Source organism: Prosthecobacter sp. (assembly GCF_044222345.1).
Classification (GTDB): Bacteria; Verrucomicrobiota; Verrucomicrobiia; order Verrucomicrobiales; family Verrucomicrobiaceae; genus Prosthecobacter.
On sequence record NZ_JBGANL010000041.1, the window covers coordinates 15343 to 40171 of the forward strand.

21 protein-coding genes are annotated in these 24829 nt (G+C 57.9%); 13 read left to right on the top strand and 8 right to left on the bottom strand.

From position 1 onward, the window contains the following. The first annotated feature begins 11 nt into the window (after positions 1–11). The 3 genes from ACILSL_RS19505 (at position 12) to ACILSL_RS19515 (ending at position 3098) form a co-directional block, all read left to right on the top strand. On the top strand, positions 12–767 hold the full coding sequence (locus ACILSL_RS19505) for a hypothetical protein (RefSeq protein WP_395733735.1): 756 nt from the start codon (positions 12–14) through the stop codon (positions 765–767). Between the two features lie 193 nt (positions 768–960). Next, on the top strand, positions 961–2031 hold the full coding sequence (locus ACILSL_RS19510) for a hypothetical protein (RefSeq protein ID WP_395733736.1): 1071 nt from the start codon (positions 961–963) through the stop codon (positions 2029–2031). Continuing rightward, on the top strand, positions 2028–3098 hold the full coding sequence (locus ACILSL_RS19515; RefSeq protein ID WP_395733737.1) for a DUF294 nucleotidyltransferase-like domain-containing protein: 1071 nt from the start codon (positions 2028–2030) through the stop codon (positions 3096–3098). The genes ACILSL_RS19510 and ACILSL_RS19515 overlap by 4 nt, the downstream gene beginning before the upstream one ends. A 12-nt stretch (positions 3099–3110) precedes the next feature. Here ACILSL_RS19515 and ACILSL_RS19520 read toward each other — a convergent pair whose 3' ends face one another. Together ACILSL_RS19520 and mutS are read right to left on the bottom strand one after the other, a co-directional pair. Then, the gene (locus tag ACILSL_RS19520) at positions 3111–3992 is read right to left on the bottom strand and encodes a metallophosphoesterase (RefSeq protein ID WP_395733738.1); all 882 of its coding nucleotides are present in this window, start codon (positions 3990–3992) and stop codon (positions 3111–3113) included. 55 nt (positions 3993–4047) lie between these two features. Next, positions 4048–6588 carry a DNA mismatch repair protein MutS gene (gene mutS, locus ACILSL_RS19525; RefSeq protein ID WP_395733739.1) on the bottom strand — a complete coding sequence of 847 codons (2541 nt, stop codon included), beginning with the start codon at positions 6586–6588 and terminating at the stop codon, positions 4048–4050. 233 nt (positions 6589–6821) lie between these two features. Between mutS and ACILSL_RS19530 the strand changes: the two genes are divergently transcribed. Further along, a complete protein-coding gene (locus tag ACILSL_RS19530; RefSeq protein ID WP_395733740.1) occupies positions 6822–7097 on the top strand; it encodes a hypothetical protein in 276 nt (91 codons plus the stop codon). 62 nt (positions 7098–7159) lie between these two features. After that, positions 7160–7522, top strand: a complete 363-nt coding sequence (locus ACILSL_RS19535; protein ID WP_395733741.1) for a hypothetical protein — start codon at positions 7160–7162, stop codon at positions 7520–7522. Between the two features lie 751 nt (positions 7523–8273). Here ACILSL_RS19535 and ACILSL_RS19540 read toward each other — a convergent pair. From ACILSL_RS19540 to ACILSL_RS19555, 4 genes are read right to left on the bottom strand one after another with little or no spacing between them, the layout of a single operon-like run. After that, on the bottom strand, positions 8274–9203 hold the full coding sequence (locus tag ACILSL_RS19540) for an alpha/beta hydrolase fold domain-containing protein (RefSeq protein WP_395733742.1): 930 nt from the start codon (positions 9201–9203) through the stop codon (positions 8274–8276). A gap of 39 nt (positions 9204–9242) precedes the next feature. Beyond that, entirely contained in the window at positions 9243–10136 is an 894-nt protein-coding gene (locus tag ACILSL_RS19545; protein ID WP_395733743.1) for a hypothetical protein, read from the bottom strand. 5 nt (positions 10137–10141) lie between these two features. Beyond that, on the bottom strand, positions 10142–12121 hold the full coding sequence (locus tag ACILSL_RS19550) for an SUMF1/EgtB/PvdO family nonheme iron enzyme (RefSeq protein ID WP_395733744.1): 1980 nt from the start codon (positions 12119–12121) through the stop codon (positions 10142–10144). A 19-nt stretch (positions 12122–12140) separates the two neighbouring features. Then, positions 12141–13445 carry a hypothetical protein gene (locus ACILSL_RS19555; RefSeq protein WP_395733745.1) on the bottom strand — a complete coding sequence of 435 codons (1305 nt, stop codon included), beginning with the start codon at positions 13443–13445 and terminating at the stop codon, positions 12141–12143. Positions 13446–13650: 205 nt separating this feature from the next. Here ACILSL_RS19555 and pabB point away from each other — a divergent pair, with 205 nt between their 5' ends. The 4 genes from pabB (at position 13651) to ACILSL_RS19575 (ending at position 19566) form a co-directional block, all read left to right on the top strand. Next, positions 13651–14760 carry an aminodeoxychorismate synthase component I gene (gene pabB, locus ACILSL_RS19560; protein WP_395733746.1) on the top strand — a complete coding sequence of 370 codons (1110 nt, stop codon included), beginning with the start codon at positions 13651–13653 and terminating at the stop codon, positions 14758–14760. A 401-nt stretch (positions 14761–15161) separates the two neighbouring features. After that, a complete protein-coding gene (locus ACILSL_RS19565) occupies positions 15162–15431 on the top strand; it encodes a hypothetical protein (protein WP_395733747.1) in 270 nt (89 codons plus the stop codon). After that, positions 15428–15847, top strand: coding sequence for a PIN domain-containing protein (locus ACILSL_RS19570; RefSeq protein ID WP_395733748.1), 420 nt, complete (start codon positions 15428–15430; stop codon positions 15845–15847). The genes ACILSL_RS19565 and ACILSL_RS19570 overlap by 4 nt, the downstream gene beginning before the upstream one ends. A gap of 566 nt (positions 15848–16413) precedes the next feature. Continuing rightward, complete coding sequence (locus ACILSL_RS19575) at positions 16414–19566, top strand: COR domain-containing protein (protein WP_395733765.1); 3153 nt, start codon at positions 16414–16416, stop codon at positions 19564–19566. Here ACILSL_RS19575 and ACILSL_RS19580 read toward each other — a convergent pair. Beyond that, entirely contained in the window at positions 19563–19895 is a 333-nt protein-coding gene (locus tag ACILSL_RS19580; protein WP_395733749.1) for a hypothetical protein, read from the bottom strand. The genes ACILSL_RS19575 and ACILSL_RS19580 overlap by 4 nt on opposite strands. A gap of 178 nt (positions 19896–20073) precedes the next feature. Here ACILSL_RS19580 and ACILSL_RS19585 point away from each other — a divergent pair, with 178 nt between their 5' ends. The 3 genes from ACILSL_RS19585 (at position 20074) to ACILSL_RS19595 (ending at position 22869) form a co-directional block, all read left to right on the top strand. Continuing rightward, positions 20074–20865, top strand: coding sequence for an NIPSNAP family protein (locus ACILSL_RS19585; protein ID WP_395733750.1), 792 nt, complete (start codon positions 20074–20076; stop codon positions 20863–20865). Position 20866: 1 nt separating this feature from the next. Continuing rightward, positions 20867–22204: an SBBP repeat-containing protein gene (locus tag ACILSL_RS19590; protein WP_395733751.1), complete on the top strand. Its 1338-nt coding sequence runs from the start codon at positions 20867–20869 to the stop codon at positions 22202–22204. 164 nt (positions 22205–22368) lie between these two features. Then, positions 22369–22869, top strand: a complete 501-nt coding sequence (locus ACILSL_RS19595; protein WP_395733752.1) for a 3D domain-containing protein — start codon at positions 22369–22371, stop codon at positions 22867–22869. Here the strand turns inward: ACILSL_RS19595 and ACILSL_RS19600 are convergent. Beyond that, positions 22866–23051: a hypothetical protein gene (locus ACILSL_RS19600; RefSeq protein ID WP_300198149.1), complete on the bottom strand. Its 186-nt coding sequence runs from the start codon at positions 23049–23051 to the stop codon at positions 22866–22868. The genes ACILSL_RS19595 and ACILSL_RS19600 overlap by 4 nt on opposite strands. Positions 23052–23177: 126 nt before the next feature. On the opposite strand from ACILSL_RS19600, the gene ACILSL_RS19605 reads away from it, so the two are divergent. Beyond that, complete coding sequence (locus ACILSL_RS19605) at positions 23178–24749, top strand: long-chain-fatty-acid--CoA ligase (RefSeq protein WP_395733753.1); 1572 nt, start codon at positions 23178–23180, stop codon at positions 24747–24749. Positions 24750–24829: the final 80 nt, after the last annotated feature.

Consider the following 24829-nt stretch of genomic DNA (forward strand, 5'->3'; position numbering starts at 1 on the left):
GTAATTTCCTCATGAGCCGCCTGCCTCATGACACGGACCAAAAGCCCGCGAAGCCGCTCCCCAGCGCGCTCCTCGCCGCCCTGTGCCTCACTGCCATCCTGCCGCTGCAAGCCGAGGACGCCATGCCGCAGCCCATGCCCGTGGACGACGACGGCGCCATCCCCCGCGTGGTCAGCATGGAGGAGTTCGAAGCCCTCGTGACGAACTCCCCTTTCACCCGCTCCCTCGGTGTCTCTGACTCCCTCATCCTCACTGGCGTCGCCCATTTCGAAAAAGACGTTTACGCCACTCTTCTCGACACCAAAACCTTCGAGTCCCACGTCGTTTCCAAAATCCCCAATTATCAGGGCTGGCAGCTCGTCGGCGTCGGCGGCGTCAGCGAAGAGATGCAGACCTGGTCCGCCAAAATCCAGGTGCCCGGCGGCGAAGTCATCTCCGTCCGTTATCAGAAGCCCCCGCCCAGACCCCCGCGCTCAAAATCAGGCGGTAGCTCCGGCGGCTCCTCGGGCGGCAGCGCCCCGCCCCTGACCTCCTCCCAAATGAACGAGGCCAAAACCGCCGCCGTAAACTACAAGGAAGGCTTCTCCTCAGACGGCTACCCCAAAGCCCCGCCCCCTGAGATGGTCGCCAAACTCTCCCGCCTCAGCACCTCCCAGCGCGAGACCATCAACCAGCAAATGCTCGGCCTCCGCAACCAAGGCCTCGGCCTCGACGAACGCCGCAAAATCTACGAAAACCTCGTCGACCGCTCCTTGCAGCGGCGGTGATCGTTGCAAAAGAGTGTGTCAGATTTTTGCTTTCTCCCATCAGATTGCTTTTTAATCCTTCGTTTCCTCGATTGATTAGGGAGGGGACATAAATTTTCATTCAAAACAAAAATATTCTGGATCTTTTTTTGCGACGGATATTTCCGTTTTAAATGGAATTGACTCGAATGAAGCAAGGCCCCATTGTGATCAAATGACGAGCATTTCTGTTCTCCGCAGAGGTTTAATCAAACCCCTCACCGAGTGGCCGCTACCTGGAGAATCGGATGCATGGAGTTATGTTGAGACGCATTGTAAAGCCTTGTTGGAAAGTGCTGCGTTTCAGAGGTTGAGAAATATTACCTTCCTAGGTATTCTTGCGCCTCGTTTTAGGGCTCTTGAGGGACACCCCATTTTTTCTAGAAGTCATATCAAGAAAACGGATGGAACACGTGCTGATCACAGTGTGGGTGTTTCCCACTTATTTTCTGAGTTGGTGCATTCTATGGGGCTTGGAAAGGAAGCCGAAAAATATGCAATGGTTTGGGGACTCGTTCATGACATCTCTACTTGGGCTCTCTCTCATACAAGTGAACCAGCTTTTACTGCCATAACGGGTATTTCGACTCATGAACTTCGACATATGATGATTTTGGGTGATCGTCGATTGCCTTCACGCTTTGAGCTAACTCAACAACTTAAAGAAATTGGGATAATGCCCAGCCAACTGGCTCAGCTATTTGATAAGAGCGCATATATTTCAAATTCAACCATAAAGTTGCCAACTAATTTGGAGATGATCCGAGAAATCGCACGATCTCCTATTACGCCTGATTCAATTGAGGGCATGTTTCGATCAGGGCATGTGTTGGGGGTATCCGTTCCAAAACCCAGTAAATTTTCTCATATTTTGCATGGTGGCTGTTTATTCCCTTCGTTTTCAGGAGACAGTGCCGGCAATCGAAAAAATGTAGTCCGCTTTTGGGAAGCCAAATCAAAAATATACTCGGAGTATATTAATAGCCTTCAATCTATTCGCTGGGAATCAGCTTGGTCCAAAGCTATAGAGCGAGTTTATTATGATATTAGTTTGGGGGATTCGTTAGAACTTAGCGAAAGTGATATAATCGCACAGGTCTTAAAGGAGGGACTATCTGAGACGACATTGCAATTTCGGTATAAAGCCCCGCTTAAATACATCGTAAACCAAGATCAGACTAAGTTATTAAACCGTTCACCTTTACTTAAGGATTTGAATCGGGTGCTCACCAAGGAAAAAACATGACAATTTGTGAAGAGACATCTCCCAGCATATTTGAATGGGATCATGCGGAAAACTGGTTGAAGGGAAGATCATTTGAGATCTTCAAGAAGGCTGACAAATTCAGTTGCGATCTTCTTGAAAAATGTCGCCTTTGTGTAGACGAGTATCTTGCAAAAGCGGGCATTAATCAAGTCAATGTGTGCATTGTCATTATCGGTTCGGTTGGGCGGCGTGAAGCATTAGAGGCTTCAGATTTAGATATTATCCCAGTGTTGGCTGACGATGAAACCGCAAAGCTTTTTGAACCGCATGACCAACCTCTTCGAAAAAAGCTTGGCGAAACTTTAGGAATCAAAGTTTCTAAAGGCGAGGACCTTACTAAATTCACAGCTTTGTCTGAGTTAATTCAAGATGATAGCATTGGGGGTGAAAATGATGGGAGTGGAGCATTAACCAAGCGCATTTTAATTTTGAGTGAAAGCGCCCAAGCTGGCGGGGGGCTTTTATTGGGACATGTTAGAGAGAAAATTTTAACTGCTTACGCAGGTAAAGAACGCACCAGTGGAAGCCATGTTCTTTCCCTCTGCAATGACCTAGCGAGGTATTACAGAACCTTATGCATTGAGTACAAAGCTAAAATTGACGTCGAAGCTAAGGATTGGGCTACAAGAAATATGAAGCTTAGGCACAGCCGAAAAGTTTGGTATTTTACAACCATGTTTTCTATGGTAATGCTCGCCGAAAGATGTCCCAGAGGCAAAAATGAATTTCAGGAAGCATTGCTTAAAGCGTTCGAACTTAGCCCTTGCTTGAGAATGGCCGAATTAGTGGTAGGACGGGAGAGATCTAAATTGAGTGCCGCTCGTATATTAGAATGCTATTCAATATTTTTGGAATTCATGTCCGACAATGGACGCAGACAAGGTCTTGCCAAAGTCTCATTTGTGGAGCGCTATAAAGTGGATTCTGCCAATCTATTCTTAGCCCTGAAATTCAATTCAGATCTACTGCACACACACATCTTAACCCTCATAGAATCGTTGGACATTGAAGCTAGACACCGGATTTTGGACTGGTTTCTATTTTAGATAAAGACTTTTTTATGGCTGTGATATGATAAAATTTGCAGGAATCAGCTTTTGTTCGCCTGACCAACGATAGGCGACAAGTGGACCGCCAGCTCCTGCATTGTAATCCAAGCAAGCAAGGTTTGCCATCTGTGGAACTATTGGAGTTTGCAGAGCCATTCTATAGTGACCTATAAACAGTGGCGGCATATTTTCGGGATAAAGTGGAGATAGCTGAGGGCGGCAGCCCATATAAGCTGAATGAGATGAAGGCGATAATTTATCGTCAGTAAAAACTACATTTTTATCATTCCACCAGTATACTTTCGCTTTTAAGCTGTTTTGATCAGAACACGGGAGGCTAGGGCCAGCAACGATTAGTCTGGAAAATTTATGTTCGTAAGTTTTTGGATCGGCAATGCGTGTGAGGATTGCCTTGTTTAGAGGCTTGGGAAATTTCTCAATAGCTTTGATGGCCTCTTCGTCCCAAAATGCGTGTGCAGCGCGCATATTTGATTGTGTGATGAAAAATGGGAAGCCTGCTATCCAATCTAACCACTGGTGCAACTCATTATCTAAGTTGTTAAACGAACGGAGAGTTGCGGCATGTTGCCTGATATGCTTTTCAGAATGTTCGCGTAACGGCTGCTCAGTAATAGGATGACAACTGTGAAACTGTAAAGCATTAAGCTCGTGGTTACCCAACAGTATAATTGCTGAACCTGCATCTACCATCTCTTTTGCCAGATGTAAGGTGTCTCTCACATTTGGTCCTCGATCAATTATGTCACCTAACAACACAGCTTTCCGAGTAGGGTGAAACATTGCTCCTCGTCGACGTTTATAGCCAAGCTTTATCAACAAGTTAAATAACAAGTCTGCTTCTCCATGCACATCTCCAATAAAGTCTATCATCTTAAAATATAATTCATTTTCATTGGGGGCATTAAATTAAGAAGCGAAAAGTTTCTCACCCAAACAACACCATCTGCCCCTTGTCCTCATCACTCACCGCCTTCTTCCGCACCTTCGCCGGCACACTCGTCGCCACCGGCACCTCCTTCACACTCTCCGCAGGCTGATGCCCTGCCTCGAGCTGCTGCAGCACCTCCTTCGCGCGATCAATCACGTTCTCCGGCAACCCCGCCAGTCTCGCCACCTGGATCCCATAGCTCTTCTCCGCGCAGCCCGGGATGATCTTCCGCAGAAAGATGATCTGCTGGTTCCACTCCTTCACCGCCACGTTGTAATTCTTGACCGCGCTCCGGCTCTGCGCCAGCGCCGTGATCTCATGGTAGTGCGTCGCGAACAAACAGCGTGCGCCAATGTGGTCATGCAGATGCTCCGCCACGCTCCACGCAATACTCAGACCATCAAACGTTGACGTCCCGCGCCCGATCTCATCCAAAATGACAAGACTCCGCTCCGTCGCATTGTTCAGAATGAGAGCCGTCTCGTTCATCTCCACCATGAACGTACTCTGCCCGCGCGCGATGTCATCACTCGCGCCGATGCGCGTAAAGATGCGATCCACCAGCCCCACCTCCGCGCTCGCCACTGGTAGGTAGCTCCCAATCTGCGCCATCAGCGTCAGCAGCGCCGTCATGCGCAGGTACGTGCTCTTCCCCGCCATGTTCGGCCCCGTGATCAAAATCAGGCGGCTCTCCTCCGGCTCCAGCGTGATGTCATTCGGCACAAAGCGCTCACCACTCGTCAGGTTCTGATCCAGCACCGGATGCCTCCCGTCGCGGATGAACAAATTGCGCGTCTCATTCAGCACCGGCCGCGTGTAGTTAAACAACCGCGCCGTTTCCGCCAGCGCTCCCACCGCATCCAAAATCGCAATCGTCTCCGCCGTCTCCTGGATGTGCGCCAGATGCTCCAGCACACGCCCGCGCAGCCCGAGAAACTCCTCATACTCCAGCGCCTTGCTGCGCTCCTCGCTGCCTAAGATCTTGTCCTCCATCCGCTTCAGTTCATCGGTAATGTAGCGCTCCCCGTTCACCGTCGTCTGCTTGCGGTGGTAGTCGCTCGGCACGCTGCCCACATTCGCCTTCGTGATCTCAATGAAGTACCCAAACACCGCATTGTACTTAATTTTGAGACTCTTGATCCCCGTCCGCTCGATTTCCCGGTTCTGCAAATCCGCGATCCATTGCCTGCCCAGCGTCGTCGCCGCCCGCAGTTCATCCAGCGCCGGCAGGTAGCCCTCGCGAAAAACACCACCCTCCTTGATCTGCATCGGCGGCTCATCCGCGATTGCCCGCTGAATCTCCTGCGAGATCGCAGTCAGATCATGCAGACGCGCCAGCAGGAGTGGGATCATCCTGATCCCACCTTCAGCAGATTCATCCCCCGCATTTCCCGACACAATCAACTGCTCCAGCGCCGCACGCAAAGCCGGCACCACCTCCAGCGAAGACGCCAGCATCAGCAGATCACGCCCATTGCCGCTGCCCTGGCTCAGTCGCGAACTCGTCCTCTCCAGATCGCGCACCTCCTTCAGCAGCGTGCGGATCTGGCTGAACAGCATGCTCTCTTCCAGCAGCGCCGCGATCATGTCCTGCCGCTGTGTCAGCGCCTCAAGATCCCGCAGCGGGTGCAGCACCCAGTGCCGCAGCTTGCGCGCACCCATCGGCGTGCACGTCCGGTCCAGCGCGCTCAGCAGCGTGTGCGCATTGCCACCCCGCGCCGTCACCAGCTCCAGATGGCTCTGGCTCGCCGCATCGATCAGCACCACATCGCTAATTTGAGCATGCCGCAGCCGCTGGATGTGCTCCACACTCCGCCGCAGCTGAAACTGCAGATACTGTAAAATACAGCCCGCCGCACCGATCGCCGCACTCAGTCCCTGACAGCCAAAGCCATCCAGCGACTGCACCTTGAAATGCTGCGTCAGGCTGTGCTGCGCCTGATCAATCAAAAACAAATAGCCCTCAATCGGCTGCGCACAGCTCGGGCTGCCGAGCGCCGCGATCAAGTCCCCCTGCTCCTCGCTGTACAGCAGCTCGCTCGCCTGCAGTCGCTCCAGCTCATCCGCCAGCTCCGTCGTGTCCTTGAACTCCGCCACCTCAAACTCACCCGTCGTATGGTCCACATACGCCAGCCCCAGCTTCTTCCCCTCGCGAAACACCGCCGCGAGGTAGTTCGACCGGTTCGAGTCCAGCAGGTTGAGATCATTGATCGTCCCCGCGCTCAGCACCTGCGACACCGCACGCTCCACGATCTTCCCCGGCACCGGATCCGTCGTCTGTTCGGCAATCGCCACCCGCTTCCCCGCCTTGATCAGCTTCGCGATGTATCCCTGCGATGAATGATGCGGCACCCCGCACATCGGCACCCCGTTGCGCTTCGTCAGCGCCACATTCAGGATCGGCGAGGCCGTCTTCGCATCCTCGAAGAACAGCTCATAAAAATCCCCCAGCCGAAAGAACAGCAGCACATCCTCCGGCAGCTCGCGCCGGATGGCGAGGTACTGCTTCATCATGGGAGTGGTGCTGGCGTCGGACATGGAGGGCGTCAAGAAGTCAAGAGGTTGGTCAGGAGGTCAAGGGGGAGGAATGATGAATCAATGTCATAAAGATAAGATTTTTTAACTCGAGCGCCCGAATTCATCATTCCTGCAAATTCGCGGATATTAGCGGTCATTCGCGTTGTGAATTCTCAGTTCGCTGGCGGTCCCATCGCTTAACTTAACGACACTGCATGATGAATGACAAAATGCCGCCTCCACGTTGATGCGGAATGCCCTCCCGCCGCCGTTTTTTTCAAGCCTGCAGCGCCGCCACCCTCCCTGCCATGGGCCTGTCCGCCGCAGCCCCCGCAAAGCCCTTCTCCTTCATCCTCCTCGGAGACCTCCAATACGACAGCCTCGCCCACCACGACATGAAGTGGCTGCAGGACCACCACGCAGGCGACCTCAGCCAGATCCAAAACTACTCCCCGTCGTCATGGTCAATGGCTCCCAGGTGGAGGCTGCCATTCATGCAGGGTCACAGTCAGCAGCCTTCCAGACACTGAAGATTTCAGTGTAGCGAAGAGTGCGCTTGATCAGCCGCGGCATGTTGGCAAAATAGCGCGTTATGAACCAACCCCAGCGCGAAGCCCTGTTCGACATTCTCAGTCTCTCCATCTATGCCGACGCGCACATCTCCCTGACCGAAGATCGCCTGCTGGAGTCCGCCTTTGTCGCCGAAGGCTGGGATTCGAAATACCCCAAGAGCCTCTTCATCGAGGAGTCCCTGGCCCGCGCCCGTGAGGCCGCTGAGAGCGACGACGCCATGTTCGATTACATCAACGAGAAAGCGCAGGTCTTCACCACCAAGACTGCTCAAAAGGAAGTGCTCGGCGTGGTCAAAAACATCCTCAAGAGCGACGGCGAAACCCACGAGGAAAACGAGTTCTACAATCTCCTCGTTCAGGCCCTGCCGAAGGTCGGCAAATAGCCTCGGCTTGAAATGCGCGCCTGTAGGATGGGTGTGGCGTCAGCCCACCCGTCCCTGAGCGCGTGGCAGGCTCCACCGCCTGCAAACATACTATTACTCGGCCGCTTTGCCGGTGTGCACTGTGGGTGCCCACGTGGCCAGCTCATGCCCAACGCGCTGCACTCCGGCCGTAGGTCGGTTGCGTTTGGCGTCGATGGCCCTCCCACCCTCCAAAGCTCTCCCCGCCAAACCGTCCGACTTCGAGCGCGTTCTCACCCCCCAGTGTCTGCCGCACGCCTCAGACGGTCCCGTTTTTCGAAGAGCCCACACGCCTCACCACCCTCGTCCTGAAGCCTCCGTCAGCATTGCGCTGCCTCAGGGCTGGTAGGGACGCGTTGCGCGCGTCCCTCTTTTTGGGTCTGCAGCACCCGCAGGCAATCCAAAAAGGTTCGCCGTCTCCACAGCCTCTGCAGCGCGATGGCCGTAAGATGGGAAACCACCCTGCGGCGGCGGAGCGCCGGCAGAGATGCCGCGCGACAGCACTATGGGGATCAATCCACCCTCATCCTCTGCGGTTGATACCGATTTACAAAGCTCATTTCCGAGCATGCAGGCGCGACGATCTACACTTCGCCGAAGCGGCCTTTGAAGCCGATGTAGCATCAATAGCTCTGCTCCCTCTGCCTCTCCGCCCCTTTGCGGCAAAACCGAAGGTTCCCACCGCTCTCAAAGCTCATGAGCCAGCGTGTCGCCCCACGCCCCTCATGCCCCCTCACTTCACCACCGGCTCCCCCAGGTGCTTTTTGAAGAATGCCGCCGCGATGTCCACCGTCTCCGCGCACCACGGATCGCTCATCCAAAACGGATGCGGCGCATCTTTCAGCGTGTGCACCGCCGTCTCAATCCCCAGCCCCTTCAGCTTCTCCATCATCTCCGCACGGCCCACCTTGAGCGTGTCCTTTTCACCCTCGATGTAGATCGTCGGCGGCACCCCGGCGCGCACGTGGTTGATGGGCGAGGCTTCTTTGTAAACCTCCGGTTTCTCCAGCGCATTGCCACCAAAGAACAGGATCGCGCTCTCGTTCTTTTGAAAATAGTTGGAGTCCACGAGGTTCTGCGTGGCCGCCATCACAATGCACGCTTTGACACCGCTGGATTGCTCCTTGAACGGCCCCTCGCCTTCAAACTCGGGCAGTCCCGTCGTCATCGCCGTCAGCCCGGAGAGATGCCCGCCTGCAGAGCCGCCCATGCAGCCGATGCGTTCAGGGTCAATTTTGAGCTCCTGCGCATGCGCGCGCAGGCAGCGCAGCGCCGCTTTGCAGTCGTGCAGCGCCGCCGGGTATTTCGCTTCGGTGGAAAGCCGGTAGCTCACCAGCGCGGTCACGAATCCACGCTGCGCCAGGCGTTCCATCATCGGCTTGTCAGCCTCCACCTGGCGCGCCTTCCAGCCACCGCCATGGATGTCCAGGATGCAGGGCCAGGTTCCCGCCGCATCAGGCACATAAACATACAGCTCCACGCTGTGCTCCGGATACTTCGCGACCTCGATCGTCTTCAGCGTGAATCCGGCCGGCGTCTGCGGCGTGAGCTTTTTCCACTTCGGGCCGTTGGCACCGGCCTTCGCCGCCGGTTTGGGATCTGCGGCATGGAGGCTGCTCAGCGCGAGTGAGAGTACGAGGCAGAGGGAAAAACGAAAAGGCATGGGCCATGCATAACGCCCGCACCACCTCGGGTCCTAGCGTTATTTCTTCGCTTTCGGCACCTCGCCTTTTTCGGGTGAGGGACGTTCGGAGGCTTTGCGCAGGGCTTTCTTTTTCGGAGCAGGCGCACCGGGGTCAAACGACACCCCGCCGACCACCTGCGCTCCGCCTTGGGTCATGACCAGGGAAGGCCGGTTGCCTTCCGGATCTTTGTAGTACGTGCGCTGGTACACCTTGCCATCCGGGTTCACCACCACGTGGCAGAAAACATGCGGCATCGCCAGAAACAAAACATGCAGCTTGTTGTGCACGTCGATGCTGATCTGCGGCTGCACCGCCATCATCGCAGGCCCCAGCAGAAACGTGGCGATGTAGGCCCCGCTGCGGTCATCCGTGATGCGGCAGTAAAGCTGCAAATCATCAAGCTCACGAAACAGGATGACTTGGTAGCGGCGCTGACGCCCGGCACCATCGAAGCCCTGCGGCACCCCAAACGGCTGGTCAAACATGTTCGGCTTGGAGTCCGTGATGGTCATGCGCAGTTTGTTGGACATGAAGTACTGCCCGGAAAGCGGATGCAGCACGTTCGCCAGAATGGTGAACGTGCCGAGGCTGGACGTGGAATAGCCGCCGGAAATTTCGACCGTATGCTTGGTTGTGGCGCCTGCCGGCAGGGTGATGGGCTCCTCGGAACCAATGCCCACAGGTGACAGCCGCTGTCCGGTGGATTGGATGATCTCAAACTGCAGCCAGTCAGGCGCGCCATGGCCGCCCACGATCACATCCGCGCCGGAACGATTGGTGACACTCACCACCGCCACCACCGGCTCGCCTGTGAGAAACTGATTTTTCAGCAGCGTCAGATTCGTGACATATTGGGCACGGGCCTGGCCGCAGCACAGGCAGAGGATCAAGACTAGGAGGATGCGGTTCATAAGCTTCAAGACTTGGGTTTGGCTGGAGGGGTGGTGCTGCTGCTGGCGGTGCGGAAGCCGCGCGCGAGTGTAGCCTCGTTCGCAGACTCAGGAAAGCGTCTGTCGGTGAGCAGCTGGTCGTTGCTCTTCAGGCCAAAGTGTCCGCCACGCACCACGGGCACCTTGATGTCGATGTAATCCGGGTGCGAAGGCCATTCGCCCGCCTGCGTTTCACCCGCAGTCCATTCGCTCACGTTCCCCGCCATGTCACACACACCGTAAGGGCTGACATCCTGCGTGACGCGTGTGATCGGCGCCCAGAGATTGTACCCGTCGATCTTGCCCCCTTTGCCTTTGGGCGAAGCATCGTAATCATCGCCCAGATTGGCGGCTTTGCTGTTGGGCTTGTTGCCCCACGGGTAGATCAGGCCGTGCTCCCCACGGGCGGCTTTTTCCCACTCCTGCTCGGTCGGCAGGCGCTGCCCGTTCCATTTGGCAAAGGCATACGCATCCCACCAGTCCACCTGGGATACCGGTGTGTTGAGCGTGATGCTCTCACCGTTGAACGTGGTGCCCGCTTTGGCGGCGGCATAATACTGGCCCCACTTCGCAGGCTCGTGGTTGGGTTTGGTCTTCGGTTGCAGGGAATGATCATAGGCTCCCGTCGGCGCTTTTTTCAGTGCCTTCAGAAAGTCCGCATACTGGCCGATCGTCACCTCATGCTTGCTGATCCAAAATTCCGGCAGTTTGATCTTCTCATTCTTTTGATAAATGAAAGTGCCGGCGGGGATCTGCACCATCTCGATGGGCACCGCTGTAGCATTGGACGCCTGCGGCGCATGGCTGCCGTTCATCAAGGCCCCGAGGCCTGCGACGACGGCCAGAATGAAGACGATCATCACCCAGACCCACCAGGGTTTGTTGCCGTTGACGTTCACCGGCAGCGTCTCCGCCTCGATCTTGCGCACGATGCTGCGCTCACGCATGTCGTCACGCACATCATCCAGCGCGTTCAGCAGCCCGTTCCAGTCGTGGTTGGCATCGGCCAGCGATTGCAGCAGCCCGCGGGACTTGCCTTCCGCGGCGATGGGGCGCATCAGGTCCAGAAATGCCTTCACATCCGCCTGCGGATCGCGCTTTTTGGCCACGGCCGGGCGGAAGAAATTCACGATGCTCGCCTGGTGGTCCGCATCAATGTAGATGTCTCGCGGCGAGATGCTGCGATGATGGTAGCCACGCTCCGTGGCAAACTGCATGGCCTCCGCCACCCCGAACAAAACCTCCGCAAGGCGGCGCTCGGTCAGCATCTCATCCGTCAGTTCGATCTCGGACAAGCTGCGTCCGCGGGGCAGTTCACGCGTGTAAAACAACCAGCCGTTCGTCTCACCCGCCTCATACAGCGGGGCGATGCGCGGATGCATCAGCGAGGCCTTCACCCGCTCGCGTTCCCTGAACTTCGCCACCACGTCCGGCTGCTTCAGAAACTCCGGCTTCAGCAGCACCAGAGCCACCGGCCTTTGCACCGTGATCTGCAGCGCCCGGTAGGTTTCAGACTCCCTCTCAATGTACAGCCGCTCCAGCACCTGGTAGTTCCCCAGCACGGTGCCAGGCACCATGACGGGCGGCGGTTCGTTGGACTCCACCGGCAGCGTCAGCAGCGCCCTCACCCGATCCAGCAGTTTCTCCGGCGTGTACGGGGCATCTTTGAGCACCAGGCCATCGGCGATCTGGTCTTCAAACCCGGTCAGGTCGTAGCGGGTCGTGAAAAGCACCCGTGTTTGCGGAAAGCGGGCGCGCACCGTGTCGCGCAGCGCAAAACCGGTTTCCTGGGTTTGAAAAATCGCCTCCGTCACCAGGATGTCCAGCGAGTCCGCTTTCGCCACCCAGGCGGCGGCCAGAGACGGACTGGGAAAATCGACCACCGTGTACCCAGGGAGGTTGTCCCTGAGCCAGGTGGTTCGTATGCCGCGCAGCGCGGCATTGGAATCGACAAACAAAAGAGTCATGCGGGCATGTCAGTGGCGATCATTTTCCCATCGGCGGGAGCAGCGGATTCACACCCCCGGGAGCAGCGCCGGGTGTGGATCCGAACTCCAGGAGATCGCGGGGCTCGGCAGCCACATCCTGGAGTTTGTTGTTGTAGTAGAGCCGGAGCATGTACCCGTAGTACGAACGGCGTCCATGCTGCTGGATTTCGGCGGCGGAAAGCGCAGGCAGGTGGTAAACAACATCCAGCAGCTCCTCGCCGGTCCCGTTCCAGTCCACCGGGGCGGACTGCCACGACTCAACCGGTTCTGGAGCGATGGTCTGCGCCACCTTTTCATTGTTCACCCGGTCAAAAAAGAACACCTCAAGATTCAGTTCCTGCGCATTGATCGGACGATTGCCCGCCCGGGAGATGGGAACATGCAGCACGTAGCGCTCGCCTGAGGGGACCTGGAAATCACGGATCGCCTGACAGGCGCCGAGGCGCAGAAACTTTTCGCCGTCCGCGCCGGAGGCCGCCGACAGCGCAGGGGCCGACACCGCTGCCGAACCCGCGCCCAGCCGTCGTGAGGCCAGCTCAAAATAACTGCCCGTTTTCGTGGCTCCCAGAAGCTGAATGCGCCGCCACGCGTCCATGGCCTTGGCCGTGATCCCCATCTGTTCGTACGTCTGCGCCATCTCGGCAATGATCGCCGGATGATCAGGCGTCACTTCATCCGCCTTGCGCAGCAGTTCCAAAGTTCCCTGCATGTCACTCAGGCCCCGGAGTTCCTTGGCCGTTGTGAGGACGTAGTTCACATCACGCAGGAGTGCCGTGGCGGCATCGGGTTTGGTGTTGGGTCCCGGCGGTGCAGTCGTCTTGAACCCTGCAGCCTGTGTCCCAGACGCTGGCGGAGGTGCGGAAGTCTGAGAAGTGCCGGGTATGGCAGGAGCAGGTGCTGCGGAAACAGCCGGCGTCACGCCAGCTGGTGGAGCCTGGAGAGTGTACGAAGGCGCGGGCATGGGGGCAGCTCCGATTTTGTCGAATGAGCCAATCGGTGGCGGAGCATTCGAAACCGGGGCCGCAGGGATCGGTGCAGGCATCAAAGACCCCGGCAGCGGTGGAGCGCCAGGGGCACTGGGTTGCAGGGCGATCTGGCCGATCTCTGGCACCATGCTAGGTACAGGTGCCGGCACAGTCGGCGCGGCTGCCACCGGGCTCGGTCCCGCCGCAGAAGAAGCGGGGGCTGTCAGCAGTTTGAACGCCAGGCTCATCTGCACCACCGCCAGCACGCATAGTGTCCCCACCGCAACCGCAGTAGAACGATCACGCTCGGAAGACAGAATGGTAGATGGAGGAGTCACAAGTTGCTGAAAAAGACGCTCATGGTACGATTTGGGCCTCCTAGTGTCAATGTTTCAGGGTTCTTCGTTCAAAATGCCGGAAGGTCACTCCCTGCCGCTGTTTTCTCATGCCATTGAAACGTCACCGCACTACCGGCCGTGTGCATTTTCCTTCACTCCCGCCGAAATCGCGGCACAACTGTGCCATCGTGAGGGCTTGGTGTGGATGGATTCGTCTCTGGAGGCACCTGGTGCCATCTCCATTCTCACCGCCGAGCCAGTCGCCGTGTTGCGCGGCCACATCGACCGCGACTGGGAAAAAGTCCGCACCGCCCTCCGCATCCCCCGCTCCTCCGCCGGCGGTCTGTACGGCTGGGTCGGCTACGACGGCCACTTCACCTTCGGCATCTACCCCCACGGACTCGTCTATCACCATGACACCGCGAAGTGGTACGAATTTGGCGACTTTAAGCTCCAAAGCGCCGCACTCCCCCTCGTCTCCTCTCCCACCCTGCATTTCCAGCCCGCCATCACCAGCGCCGACTTCATTCGTATGGTTGAGCGCGCCCAGCGCTACATCACCGCCGGAGACATCTACCAGGTCAATCTCTCCTACCCCTGGCACGCCCCCTGGCCGCAGGATGCCGATGCCCTCGCCCTCTATTTAAAACTCCGAAAGGTGTCCCCTGCCCCGCACGCCGCCTTCATGCAGCTCGCCGGCACCACCGTCCTCTCCGCCTCCCCCGAGCTCTTCCTCCGCATGCAGGGCTCCCGCATCGCCACCCGCCCCATCAAAGGCACCCGCCCCCGCTTCGCCCACGATCCCGCACGCGACACCGCCGCCGCTCACGAACTCACCGCCTCCCCCAAAGAACGCGCCGAACTCCTCATGATCACCGACCTCGAACGCAACGACCTCGGCCAGGTCTGCGAATTCGGCAGCGTCTCCGTCCCCGAGCTCTGGCGTGTCGAAAGCTTCGCCCAGGTCTTCCACCTCGTCTCCACCGTCACCGGCACCCTCCGCCCCCACATCGACCACGTCGATGCCTTCCGCGCCTGCTTCCCCGGCGGCAGCATCACCGGCGCCCCCAAAAAACGCGCCACCGAAATCATCACCGAGCTCGAGCCCCACCCCCGCGGCCTCTACACCGGCGCCATCGGCTGGTTCGGCTTCGACGGCCGCAGCCAGTGGAACATCGCCATCCGCACCGCCGTCCAAAAAGACAATCAAATCACCTTCCACGTCGGCTCCGGCATCGTCGCCGACTCCATCCCCCAGCACGAATACGAAGAAACCCTCCACAAAGCCGCCGGCATCCTCGCCGCCGCAGGGTAAGCTACAATAAAGCGGTTCCCATTGGCCCAGCGCCCACGCGAGCACGTCGGCATTTGGAACCGAAGCGCAGCGAAGATAGACAGCCATAGGCTGCCCGAAGGGTGAGCGCATCAATGCGGTCGCGAAGATGCAAGGCGCAAGCCTGCATCGCAGCTACCGCTTTCGCCGGGTCAAAAACACGCTTCAACCTCACCACCCTCTCCCGCCCACAAAAGGAACAAGCACAGCCCCCTTGTCGCCCCTCATTCCCACAAAACATTCAATACCGCGTCCTTTCAGTCCCTTCTGTCTTTTTTGTCCTTCCGAAGAGACCCAATCCCGCCCCATCCGCTGCATACCCTAAACCTCGCCGAACCCACGCAACCCTTGCCGTTCCAGCCATTCCGTGGCAAAATCACCCCATGACCACGATGCTAACCATTGATGAAACTGGGCAGGTCAATCTCCCTGAGTCCCTCTGGCGCGTCTTCGGCGCAGAGCCTGGTGTACGCGTTCGGGCAGAAATTACCGAAGGCCGTATGGAGATCGTGAAGGATGATTTGCCCGAGGTGACCTCAGGAGTCTATGAAAATGGCGTTCTGGTGATTCCTAAGCTTGGCATCAAAATGGATGCCGCCGCCGCTGTGCGGGCGGAACGTGATGAACTCGCCTCCCGTGCCGCAAAGAGATGAGCGTCTTGTTGGACAGCTCAGTGCTCGTCGCAGCTCTCTCAAGTGATGAAGACTGGCATGCAGAGTGTCTGGCCTTGTTATTGCAAGGCCAGGGAGCCATCTATTCCCATGCGCTGATGGAAACCTTCACCACACTCACTGGCGGCAAGCTCGGCAGTAGAATAAGCGCTGATTTTGCCGCGCAACTTCTGAGCCAGACCGTCAGACCACGGGTTCAGATCATTGAATTGAATGCTGATGAACTCTTGGAAGCGCTGCAGCAGGCAAGACAGCATGGGGTGCGTGGCGGTGCTGTGTACGACTACGCACACCTTGTGGCAGCCAGAAAAGCCGGGGTCGAAATGATCTATACATTGAATCTCAGTGACTTTCAGGCTCTCCGTCGCCAAGGCGATGCCGAGGTTCGTCGTCCTTGATGATCCCCCATTTTCTCTCAAAAGGGCTCGCTCTCGGCGAAAACAGAGAGTGCCGACAGCCAAAGCAGCCCCTCATTCGCGTCCGGCCCACCGCTCACGCGAACGCGTCGGCATTTGAAGTGCGGTCGCGAAGATGCAAGGCGCAAGCCTGCATCGCAGCTACCGCTTTCGCGGGGTCAGCAATGTACTTCGGCCTCCGACGTCGTACGTCCAGTGAGAATGAACGACACCCCTTTACCGAGTGCCATACTTATTTGGCATCTAATCCGCAGTCCTTTAAGTCTCTTCCGTCCTTTTTGTCCTTTCGAAAAGACCCAGTGCTCCACTGTTCGCTGCACTGCACGCCTCTGCACAACAGACCTGCAAACCACGATAAACATCCTTAACTAAGTGCCATTCATGCCCGGCATGAACGCAAGGCGCAGGCGGTTTCCACCCTGACGGCGGCTGCATTCGCCTCGACATTCAGCCTACCCCAGTCAGGTTCCGTTATGCCGTCGCCCAAGATGACTCTCGAAGAACAGCAGGCCTATGATGTAGCGCTGAAGCGGATTCAAGCTTGTCTTCTGCAAGGAAAAAATGGCACCCGGTTAGATTTGGGCGACTTGAGCCTGACCACTCTGCCGCCCGAGGTCGGCCAGCTCACCGCTCTCACTACGCTTGTTCTCTCCGGCAACCAGCTGAGCTCGTTGCCGTCCGAGATCGGCCAGCTCACCGCTCTCACCACGCTTGATCTCCAATTCAACCACCTCAATGCGTTGCCGCCCGAGATCGGCCAGCTCATCGCTCTCACCGCGCTTAGTCTCTACAACAACCAGCTGAGCTCGCTGCCGCCCGAGATCGGCCAGCTCACTGCTCTCACTGAGCTTTATCTTTACAACAATCAGCTTAGCACGCTGCCGCCCGAAATCGGCCAACTCACCGTTCTCACCACGCTTTATCTCTTCAGCAACCAACTGAACGCGCTACCGCGCGAGATCGGCCCGCTCACTGCTCTCACCTCGCTTGATCTCTCCGACAATCACCTCAATGCGTTGCCGCCCGAGATCGGCCAGCTCACCGCTCTCACCGCGCTCTATCTCCAAGCCAACCAGCTCATCGCGCTTCCCCCCGAGATCGGCCAGCTCACCGCTCTCACCGAGCTTAATCTCTCCGACAACCAGCTCAGAGCACTGCCGTCCGAGATCGGCCAGCTCACCGTTCTCGCCACGCTTTATTTCTTCGGCAACCAACTGAGCGTGCTTCCCCCCGAGATCGGCCAGCTCACCGCTCTCACCGAGCTTAATCTCTCCGACAACCAGCTCAGAGCACTGCCGTCCGAGATCGGCCAGCTCATCGCTCTCACCAAGCTTTTTCTCTCCGACAACCAGCTCAGAGCACTGCCGTCCGAGATCGGCCAGCTCACCGCTCTCACCGCGCTTAATCTCTCTGACAACCAACTCAGCGCACTGCCGTCCGAGATCGGCCAGCTCACCGCTCTCACTTGGCTTGATTTAAGGAGTAACCAGCTCAGCGCGCTGCCACAAGAAATCCAGAAATTTTCAAGTTTGAAAGCCCTAATTTTGGAAGGCAACTCGCTCCGCGAATTGCCAGAGGGCTTGAAAAAGCTCGCCCTGCTGCAGGAGCTGACTTTGCATGGGAACGAAGCGCTGGGGTTGCCGCTGGAAGTGCTGGGTCCGATTTGGGCCAAGTCGAGCCCAAGCAACCCGCCCGCTAAACCCGCAGAAATCTTGGCCTACTACTTTGCGCAAAAGGCAGGTGCCAAGCGGCCGCTCAATGAGGTGAAGGTCCTGGTGGTGGGAGAAAGTGAGGTGGGCAAAACCTCACTGATCCGCCAGCTTCGCGGAGAAAGCCACAACCCCAAGCAGGACAAAACACATGGCATCGAGAGACACCGGGTCATGATGCAGTGCGGACGGCTGGGGCAGGTGCGCTTGAATGTGTGGGACTTTGGTGGGCAGGACATCATGCATGCCACGCATCAGTTTTTCCTGACACACCGGAGCGTGTATGTACTGGTGCTGGACAGCCGGCAGAATGAGAGGCAGACCCGCATAGACTACTGGCTGCGTTTGATTGCGTCCTATGGCGGGAACTCGCCGGTGATCGTGGTGTGCAACAAGGCCGACCAACAGGTGATGCAGCTCAACTGGACGGCCCTGCAACGGGACTACCCGCAAATCACCGCCTTTGCCAGGGAGGTGTGCTGTTACCATTTTGAAGGCACGGACCGCCGACAGGGGTTGGAGGAACTGCAGCATCTCATCGCCCAGGCAGTGGAGCGGCATGTGGCGGAAGTGGACAAGCCCATCCTTACCCGCTGGCTAGATCTCAAGGACGAACTGGAGACCGATGGCCGACCCTACCTGACACTGGCGGAGTATCATCAACTAGCCAATCAACGCGGCATTACCAAGCTGCAAGACCGGGAGGTTTTCCTAAGCCTCATGCACCAACTGGGCAGCGTGTTGCACTTCAGCGAGCACGCCATCTTTGAACAAGAAGGGGCCAGCCACGCCGCACCCGCGCATGTGGAGGAACTCAATGTGCTGGACCCGGGCTGGGTGACAGGAGCCATCTACAAACTGTTGAACGATGCCGATCTGATTCGCGCAGGAGGCCAGATGGACCGGGGCAGCATGGGGGCATCGCTCGCCGCACTTCCGGGCGAGCGCTACCCAGGCACAAAAAAAGACTTCATCATCGCCATGATGCGTCGGTTTGAAATCTGTTTTGCCTTTGATGGTGAGGAGGACCGGTGGTTTCTGCCTGACCTGCTACACAAAGACGAGGTTCATACGGGAGACTGGACCGGTGCAGTGGCTTTCCGTTATCAATACCGCGTACTGCCCACCAGCATCATCGGGAGGCTCATGGTGCGGCTACACAGCTACATTGCCCGACATTGCCTCTGGCGCACCGGGGCCAAATTCAAGGATGGTGCCTGTGAAGGCTTGGTGCGTAGTGATCCAGAAGACGCACGGGTGGACATCTACGTGCGTGGCGGCACCAAACTAGAGCGTCTGCATTTCCTGACTTTGATCCGAGGCACACTGCGGGACATTCACCAATCCTTCAGCCGAAACCTCGGTATCGAAGAATGGGTGCCGGTGCCTAAACATCCTGAAGTCTATCTGGAATACGAGAGGCTGCTGCTGCTGGAAGAACGCGGAACTCCCGGAGACATGGTAAAGGTCAACGGCAAGCTCGAAGGCATTGAAATCACTACCGTGCTGAACAACGTGACTGAGCCCGCCCAGCGAAAGGCCGAGCGGAAAACCCAGGCAACACGCGAGTCCGGCAAGACACCCGCAACAACCATAATCCATGTCAGCGGAGACTACATTCAAGGAACCAAACCCATGAGCAATGACATCAACATTCTCGGCAACGTGACGAACTCCCAGATCGGTCAGTCACTGACAAACTGCACCAACATAATCCAGCAGCAGCAACAGGGTGAGCTTAAGACGCTGCTGGAAGAACTGGAGAAAGACGTCCAGACCCTCATCTCCCGCCTGCCAGAAGACCAGAAGGAAGAGACCGCCGGGAACCTGGAGTTATTGGTCAAGGCCGCGACCAGTGAGAAACCGAACCGCAAATGGTACTCTGTCTCCTCTGATGGGCTGCTAGAAGCCTCGAAGTATGTGAAGGACTTCACCGGTAACATCTCTGGCACCCTCACCCATCTGGGCAAGCTGCTGTGGCCAGTTAGTTAAGACTGAACTGAATCATGGGTGTGCGGAAAGGCGGAGGCAGTTTCCACCTTGGCGGCGGTGCTTCGGCAGACATTCCCCTCCAGAATCGTCGCCAACTTAGGACCCACCCCAACCCGCACATCCTTCCTCACCTTCAGCCTCCCTAGCCGGTGCTGCCCAATCATCCACACCTGCAACTTCCCCGGTTTCTTCAGCAGCCCCGCCGGAATGCGCACAGCCCCCGCGCGCCGCTGCTCCGGACTTAGAACGATGGGATGCCGCCCGTAGCTGTCCGCTTCATTGAAGAGATAGATGGCCGCGATCGGGATGTTCTCGTTGCGGAACTTCATCTGCCATTCCTAGGCCAACGAAACGCTTCCCTCCGGCAGGCTCAATCCGAGATCGCACACCGCAAATTCCCAGGCATGACTGGCCTGCATGGAAAACAATTTCAGAAGTCATCTCTGCGGTCTTCTCATCTCTTGCGTTGTTAAATTCGTGCTTCTCCAAGCGTTCCTCTCTCCTCCCATGAAGCGCCTCACCTTCCTCGCCCTCGCTCTCACCAGTCTCTTCGCGCCGCTGCTCCACGCCGCAGACACCGATGCCTCCCCGGTGTACGAACTCCGCATCTACACCTGCAACGAAGGCAAGCTCGACGCCCTCCTCTCCCGCTTCCGCGACCATACCTGCAAGCTCTTTGAAAAGCACGGCATGGGCAATGTCGGCTACTGGGTGCCCGTGGACAAAGAAAACGGCTCGGAAACCACCCTCATCTACGTCCTTGAACACAAAAGCCGCGAAGCCGCCAAGGAAAGCTTCAAAGCCTTCGGCGCTGACCCCGAATGGAAAGCTGCTGCAAAAGCCAGCGAGGTGAATGGCAAAATCCTCGCCAAAGCACCCGAGTCCATCTTCATGAAACCGACGGACTTTTCACCGCCGCTCACCATTGCCAAAGGCAGCAAGCCCCGCGTGTTTGAAATGCGCACCTACACCACCCCTGAAGGCAAGCTCCCCGCCTTGCTCGCCCGCTTCCGCGATCACACCATGAAGCTCTTCACCAAGCATGGCATGACCAACCTCGCCTACTGGACCCCGACAGATCCCGACAAAGGTGCCACCAACAAGCTCATCTACATTCTCGCCCATGATAGCAAGGAAGCCGGACTCGCCTCCTTCACCACCTTCCGCGCCGATCCTGACTGGATCAAAGCCAAAGCCGCCAGCGAGGAAGCCAACGGCGGCCCGCTCACCATCCAGCCTCAGGCCGAAGGCGTGAAAAGCATCTACATGAAGGCCACAGATTTCTCCCCCATCCAGTAATATGCGCTCTCTCTGCCTCCTCCTTCTCGCCACCTCCCTCCACGCCGCCACCCCCACCTTCGAATGGGTCGCCGCCGGCGGCGGAGCCAAAAGCGACAAAACCCGCGCCGTCACCTTTGACCGCGAAGGCAACGTCTTCATGGCCGGTGAAACCACCGACGACGGCACCTTCGGCGACCAAAAGCGCACCGGACTCGGCAGCACGGACTTTTTCCTCACCAAACTCTCCCCGGAAGGAAAATTCCTCTGGGTCCGCAGTCTCGGCGGCAGCCTGGTGGACCGCGGTTACGGCGTGGCGACGGATCCGGCGGGCAATGCCTACGTCACCGGCCACTATCAAAGCACCGATGCCCAGGCCAACGGCCAGACCCTCCCGAATTCGGGTGATTATGACATCTTCATTGCGAAATACGACACAAGCGGTGCCTTGATTTGGCTCAAAACCGCCGGCGGAAAAGGCTACGATTATGGCCACGGCATCGTGGTCGATTCCAAGGGCGACATCGTCATCACCGGTGCCATTGTAGGCGAAGCCAAGTTTGGCGATGTCACCGTCAATGCCGGCAGCACCACCCGCCCCATCTTCTGCGCCAAATATGACTCAGATGGCAAACTGAAGTGGGTGAAGGCAACCGGTGGCAAATTCTCCGGCAGCGGCCACGGCCTCGGCGTCGATGCCAATGACTCTATCTATATAGGAGGAGGCGGCGGCGGAATGGGAACAATGGATGCCGTAACCTTGGACGCCAAATCCCCGTCCGGCATCGTGCTGAAACTCACCTCCGCAGGCGAAGGCGTCTGGGCAGCCGCCCTCCCGGGCGTACCAAGCACAGGCTTCCATGAAATCACCGTCGATGCCAAAGGGCGCACCTGGTGTGCAGGCATGTTCAAAGGCGTGCTCAATGGCGGTCCCGTGCATACCACCGGCGACAAAGACAACGATGGCGTGTTTGCCCACTACAGCCCCGAGGGCAAACTCGTCTGGAGCCACGTCCTCCAAGGTCCTGCCACCGACTACTGCCTTGGCGTCGCCACGGACAACACCGGGCGCTGCTTCGTGACAGGCGAGTTTTCCGACACCGCCACCTTCGCCGGACAGACGCTCAAAACCCAAGGTTCCACGGACATCTTCACGGCTGCTTTTGATGCGAAAGGCGGCCTCGAATGGCTGGTCCAAAGCGGCGGAATCAAGGGAGACAATGCCTACTGCATGGCCTGGCACCCCTCCGGCAGGCTAATTATTTCGGGGGCTTGTGTCGCACCTGCGACATTCGGCGGTCAGACCATGGCGTCGCCCGGTGGGGCGGAGGCTTACGGGGCAGTTTTCCGGTTAAAGTGACGTTGTGGCGCTAAATCAGGCCTTGGGGGCGGCTTAAGCTAGGTTTTGAGGCTGTCCCGGCTACAAACCAGCGCGTTGACAGGGGTGTCGAACTCGTCACCCTGCGCGCCCCTCGACCCGGGCCCCCCATCCGGAAGAGCGCGACCCAACAACCCACCCAAAGATTGAACCGATCCATCCTCCTGTGCCTCGCTGCTATGTGCGTCTCCGCTGCTGCGGAAGAAGTTAAAAGCTCAACCACAACCCCAGCTGGCACTCCAGGCCAGGTCATTGCAGGCGTCAAGACAACCGCCTACACTCACGACGAAAGCGACCATATCGAATACGGTGCCCGCACCGCAGCCGGTACCCCGCTCAAGCATGGTCAAATCCGCAGCGCTGCTGCTGACTGGTCCATTTATCCGGTGGGCACGGTGTTCCAGATTCAGGGAGATCCCTCGATCTATGTCGTCGATGACTACGGTTCCGCTCTTGTGGGCACGAAAACCATCGATCTTTACAAGCCGACCTTCGGCATGATGCACAACTGGGGCACGCGCCACGTGACCATTCGCGTCCTCAGGTGGGGCTCGTTCATCAGAAGCCTCGCCATCTTGAGGCCACGGGCTTACAAAGCCTGGCACGTGCGCGAAATGGTCGCCCGGATCGAATCCCGCCCGGCTTAAGCCAGCACGCTTTCCGGGACACGAGCTACAATGCGCCCTTCGGGATCACGCACGACGATTTTGCCGTGGATGATCTCGGGGGGATTGCTGATGCCCTTCACGTAGTCTGCGGCCAAGTCCTTGCTGCAGCCAAGTGACTGGCGGATGCGGACGGCGAGTGTTTCGGGGTCAATGTCAGTCATGGGTCTTCGACTTTAAGCCACCATCGCCGCAAAGTCGTGGCAAGAATCATCGCGCTGGCGGAAAAGACTGCGCATGTTTTTCGCTCGCCACTGCGGGGCATGTGTTCCTATGATCGGCCAAATTGCATGGAAACCCCGCTCTCGCCCCTCGACTTCGCCCGCCGTGCCCGTCGGCTTTATGCAAATCGTGAAGCCGTGGTCGATGGAGAAAAGCGGTTTACCTATCGCGAATTCTTTGAGCGCTGCGACCGCTGGTCGTCTGCATTGCAAAAGCTCGGGGTGAAGCCCGGAGAACGCGTGGCCACCATCGCGCCGAATACGCACTCTCATTTGGAGGCCTTCTACGCTGTGCCGCAGATTGGGGCGGTGATTGTACCGATCAATTTCCGCCTCACGGCAGCCGACTTCGCCTACATCCTGAACCACAGCGGCGCCCGCGTTGTCTGTGTGCATGCGGATTACCTCGATGCGGTGGATTCTATTCGTGAGCAGGTGCCCGGGGTGGAGCATTTCGTGGCGCTTACCGGCAGCAAGTCCGGCTGGACCGATTATGAGGCCGTGCTGGCAGCTTCCCCCCCTGAGTTCACCGCCGCCGAAATCTCCGAGACGGAGATGATCGCGCTGAATTATACCAGCGGGACCACGGCGAATCCGAAAGGTGTCATGGTTTCGCATCGCAACACGGCCTTCAACATCATGGGCCACCTGATGCACACCCATATCACCAGTGCGGATCGCTACCTGTGGGTGCTGCCCATGTTTCATGCGAATGGGTGGACTTTCGTCTGGACCGTCACCGCCGTGGGCGGCCGCCATGTCTGCCTCCCGAAGGCGGACCCCCGGCTTATCTTTGAAGCGATTAGGCGGGAAGGAGTCACGCTGCTATGTGCCGCGCCGACGGTGCTCATTGGGATGGCCAATGCGCCGGAAGAGCTACGCCAAAACGCCCCGCGCGGCGTTCGCATCATCACCGCCGGCGCGCCGCCTGCTGCCGCCACCATCGAGCGCATGGAAGGCGAGCTTGGCTGGGACATTACCCATGTGTATGGCCTCACGGAGGTTTCTCCCATCGTCACCATCAGCGAATCGCGCCCTGAGCATGCGCTGCTCAGCCTGCGGGAACGAGCGGTCATCAAAGCCCGGCAGGGGGTGGAATATCTCGCGAATGCCGAGGTCCGCGTGGTGGACGACGACGGCCACGAGGTCGCCCACGACGGTGCTGCGATGGGGGAGATCATCATTCGTGGCAATGCGGTGATGAAGGGGTATTATAATGACCCTGCCGCCACCGCCAAGGCCATCCGGGGCGGCTGGTTTTACAGCGGGGACGCCGCCGTGGTGCATCCGGACGGCTACATCGAAATCCGCGATCGCTGGAAGGACATCATCATCAGCGGCGGCGAAAACATTTCTTCTGTCGAGGTGGAGGGCGTGCTGCTGCGGCATCCTGCCGTGCAGGAATCTGCTGTTGTGGGGCTGCCGCATGAAAAATGGGGTGAGACGCCGCAGGCATTCATCGTGCTCAAACCCGGTGCCACCAGCACGCCCGAGGAGCTGCGCCTTTTCTGCCGGGAGCAGCTGGCGCATTTCAAGGTGCCGCATGGTTTTGAGTTCATCCCCGAACTGCCCAAGACGGCGACGGGTAAGATTCAGAAGTACGTGCTGCGTGGAGGGCGGGCGAACATTGCTGTGCAGTAGTGAGCGTAGCGGCGAAGCATCTGTGGAGCGCGGAATTGATGACGCAGCAGGTCGCTGCAGCTCGAGCTCCGCTTTTACGT

Excerpts from the sequence above, each read along its gene's own strand:
- ACILSL_RS19505 (WP_395733735.1), top strand. The coding sequence starts at position 12 with ATGAGCCGCCTGCCTCATGACACGGACCAAAAGCCCGCGAAGCCGCTC.
- ACILSL_RS19510 (WP_395733736.1), top strand. The coding sequence starts at position 961 with ATGACGAGCATTTCTGTTCTCCGCAGAGGTTTAATCAAACCCCTCACC.
- ACILSL_RS19515 (WP_395733737.1), top strand. The coding sequence starts at position 2,028 with ATGACAATTTGTGAAGAGACATCTCCCAGCATATTTGAATGGGATCAT.
- ACILSL_RS19520 (WP_395733738.1), bottom strand. The coding sequence starts at position 3,992 with ATGATAGACTTTATTGGAGATGTGCATGGAGAAGCAGACTTGTTATTT.
- mutS (WP_395733739.1), bottom strand. The coding sequence starts at position 6,588 with ATGTCCGACGCCAGCACCACTCCCATGATGAAGCAGTACCTCGCCATC.
- ACILSL_RS19530 (WP_395733740.1), top strand. The coding sequence starts at position 6,822 with ATGCCCTCCCGCCGCCGTTTTTTTCAAGCCTGCAGCGCCGCCACCCTC.
- ACILSL_RS19535 (WP_395733741.1), top strand. The coding sequence starts at position 7,160 with ATGAACCAACCCCAGCGCGAAGCCCTGTTCGACATTCTCAGTCTCTCC.
- ACILSL_RS19540 (WP_395733742.1), bottom strand. The coding sequence starts at position 9,203 with ATGCCTTTTCGTTTTTCCCTCTGCCTCGTACTCTCACTCGCGCTGAGC.
- ACILSL_RS19545 (WP_395733743.1), bottom strand. The coding sequence starts at position 10,136 with ATGAACCGCATCCTCCTAGTCTTGATCCTCTGCCTGTGCTGCGGCCAG.
- ACILSL_RS19550 (WP_395733744.1), bottom strand. The coding sequence starts at position 12,121 with ATGACTCTTTTGTTTGTCGATTCCAATGCCGCGCTGCGCGGCATACGA.
- pabB (WP_395733746.1), top strand. The coding sequence starts at position 13,651 with ATGGATTCGTCTCTGGAGGCACCTGGTGCCATCTCCATTCTCACCGCC.
- ACILSL_RS19565 (WP_395733747.1), top strand. The coding sequence starts at position 15,162 with ATGACCACGATGCTAACCATTGATGAAACTGGGCAGGTCAATCTCCCT.
- ACILSL_RS19570 (WP_395733748.1), top strand. The coding sequence starts at position 15,428 with ATGAGCGTCTTGTTGGACAGCTCAGTGCTCGTCGCAGCTCTCTCAAGT.
- ACILSL_RS19580 (WP_395733749.1), bottom strand. The coding sequence starts at position 19,895 with ATGAAGTTCCGCAACGAGAACATCCCGATCGCGGCCATCTATCTCTTC.
- ACILSL_RS19585 (WP_395733750.1), top strand. The coding sequence starts at position 20,074 with ATGAAGCGCCTCACCTTCCTCGCCCTCGCTCTCACCAGTCTCTTCGCG.
- ACILSL_RS19590 (WP_395733751.1), top strand. The coding sequence starts at position 20,867 with ATGCGCTCTCTCTGCCTCCTCCTTCTCGCCACCTCCCTCCACGCCGCC.
- ACILSL_RS19600 (WP_300198149.1), bottom strand. The coding sequence starts at position 23,051 with ATGACTGACATTGACCCCGAAACACTCGCCGTCCGCATCCGCCAGTCA.
- ACILSL_RS19605 (WP_395733753.1), top strand. The coding sequence starts at position 23,178 with ATGGAAACCCCGCTCTCGCCCCTCGACTTCGCCCGCCGTGCCCGTCGG.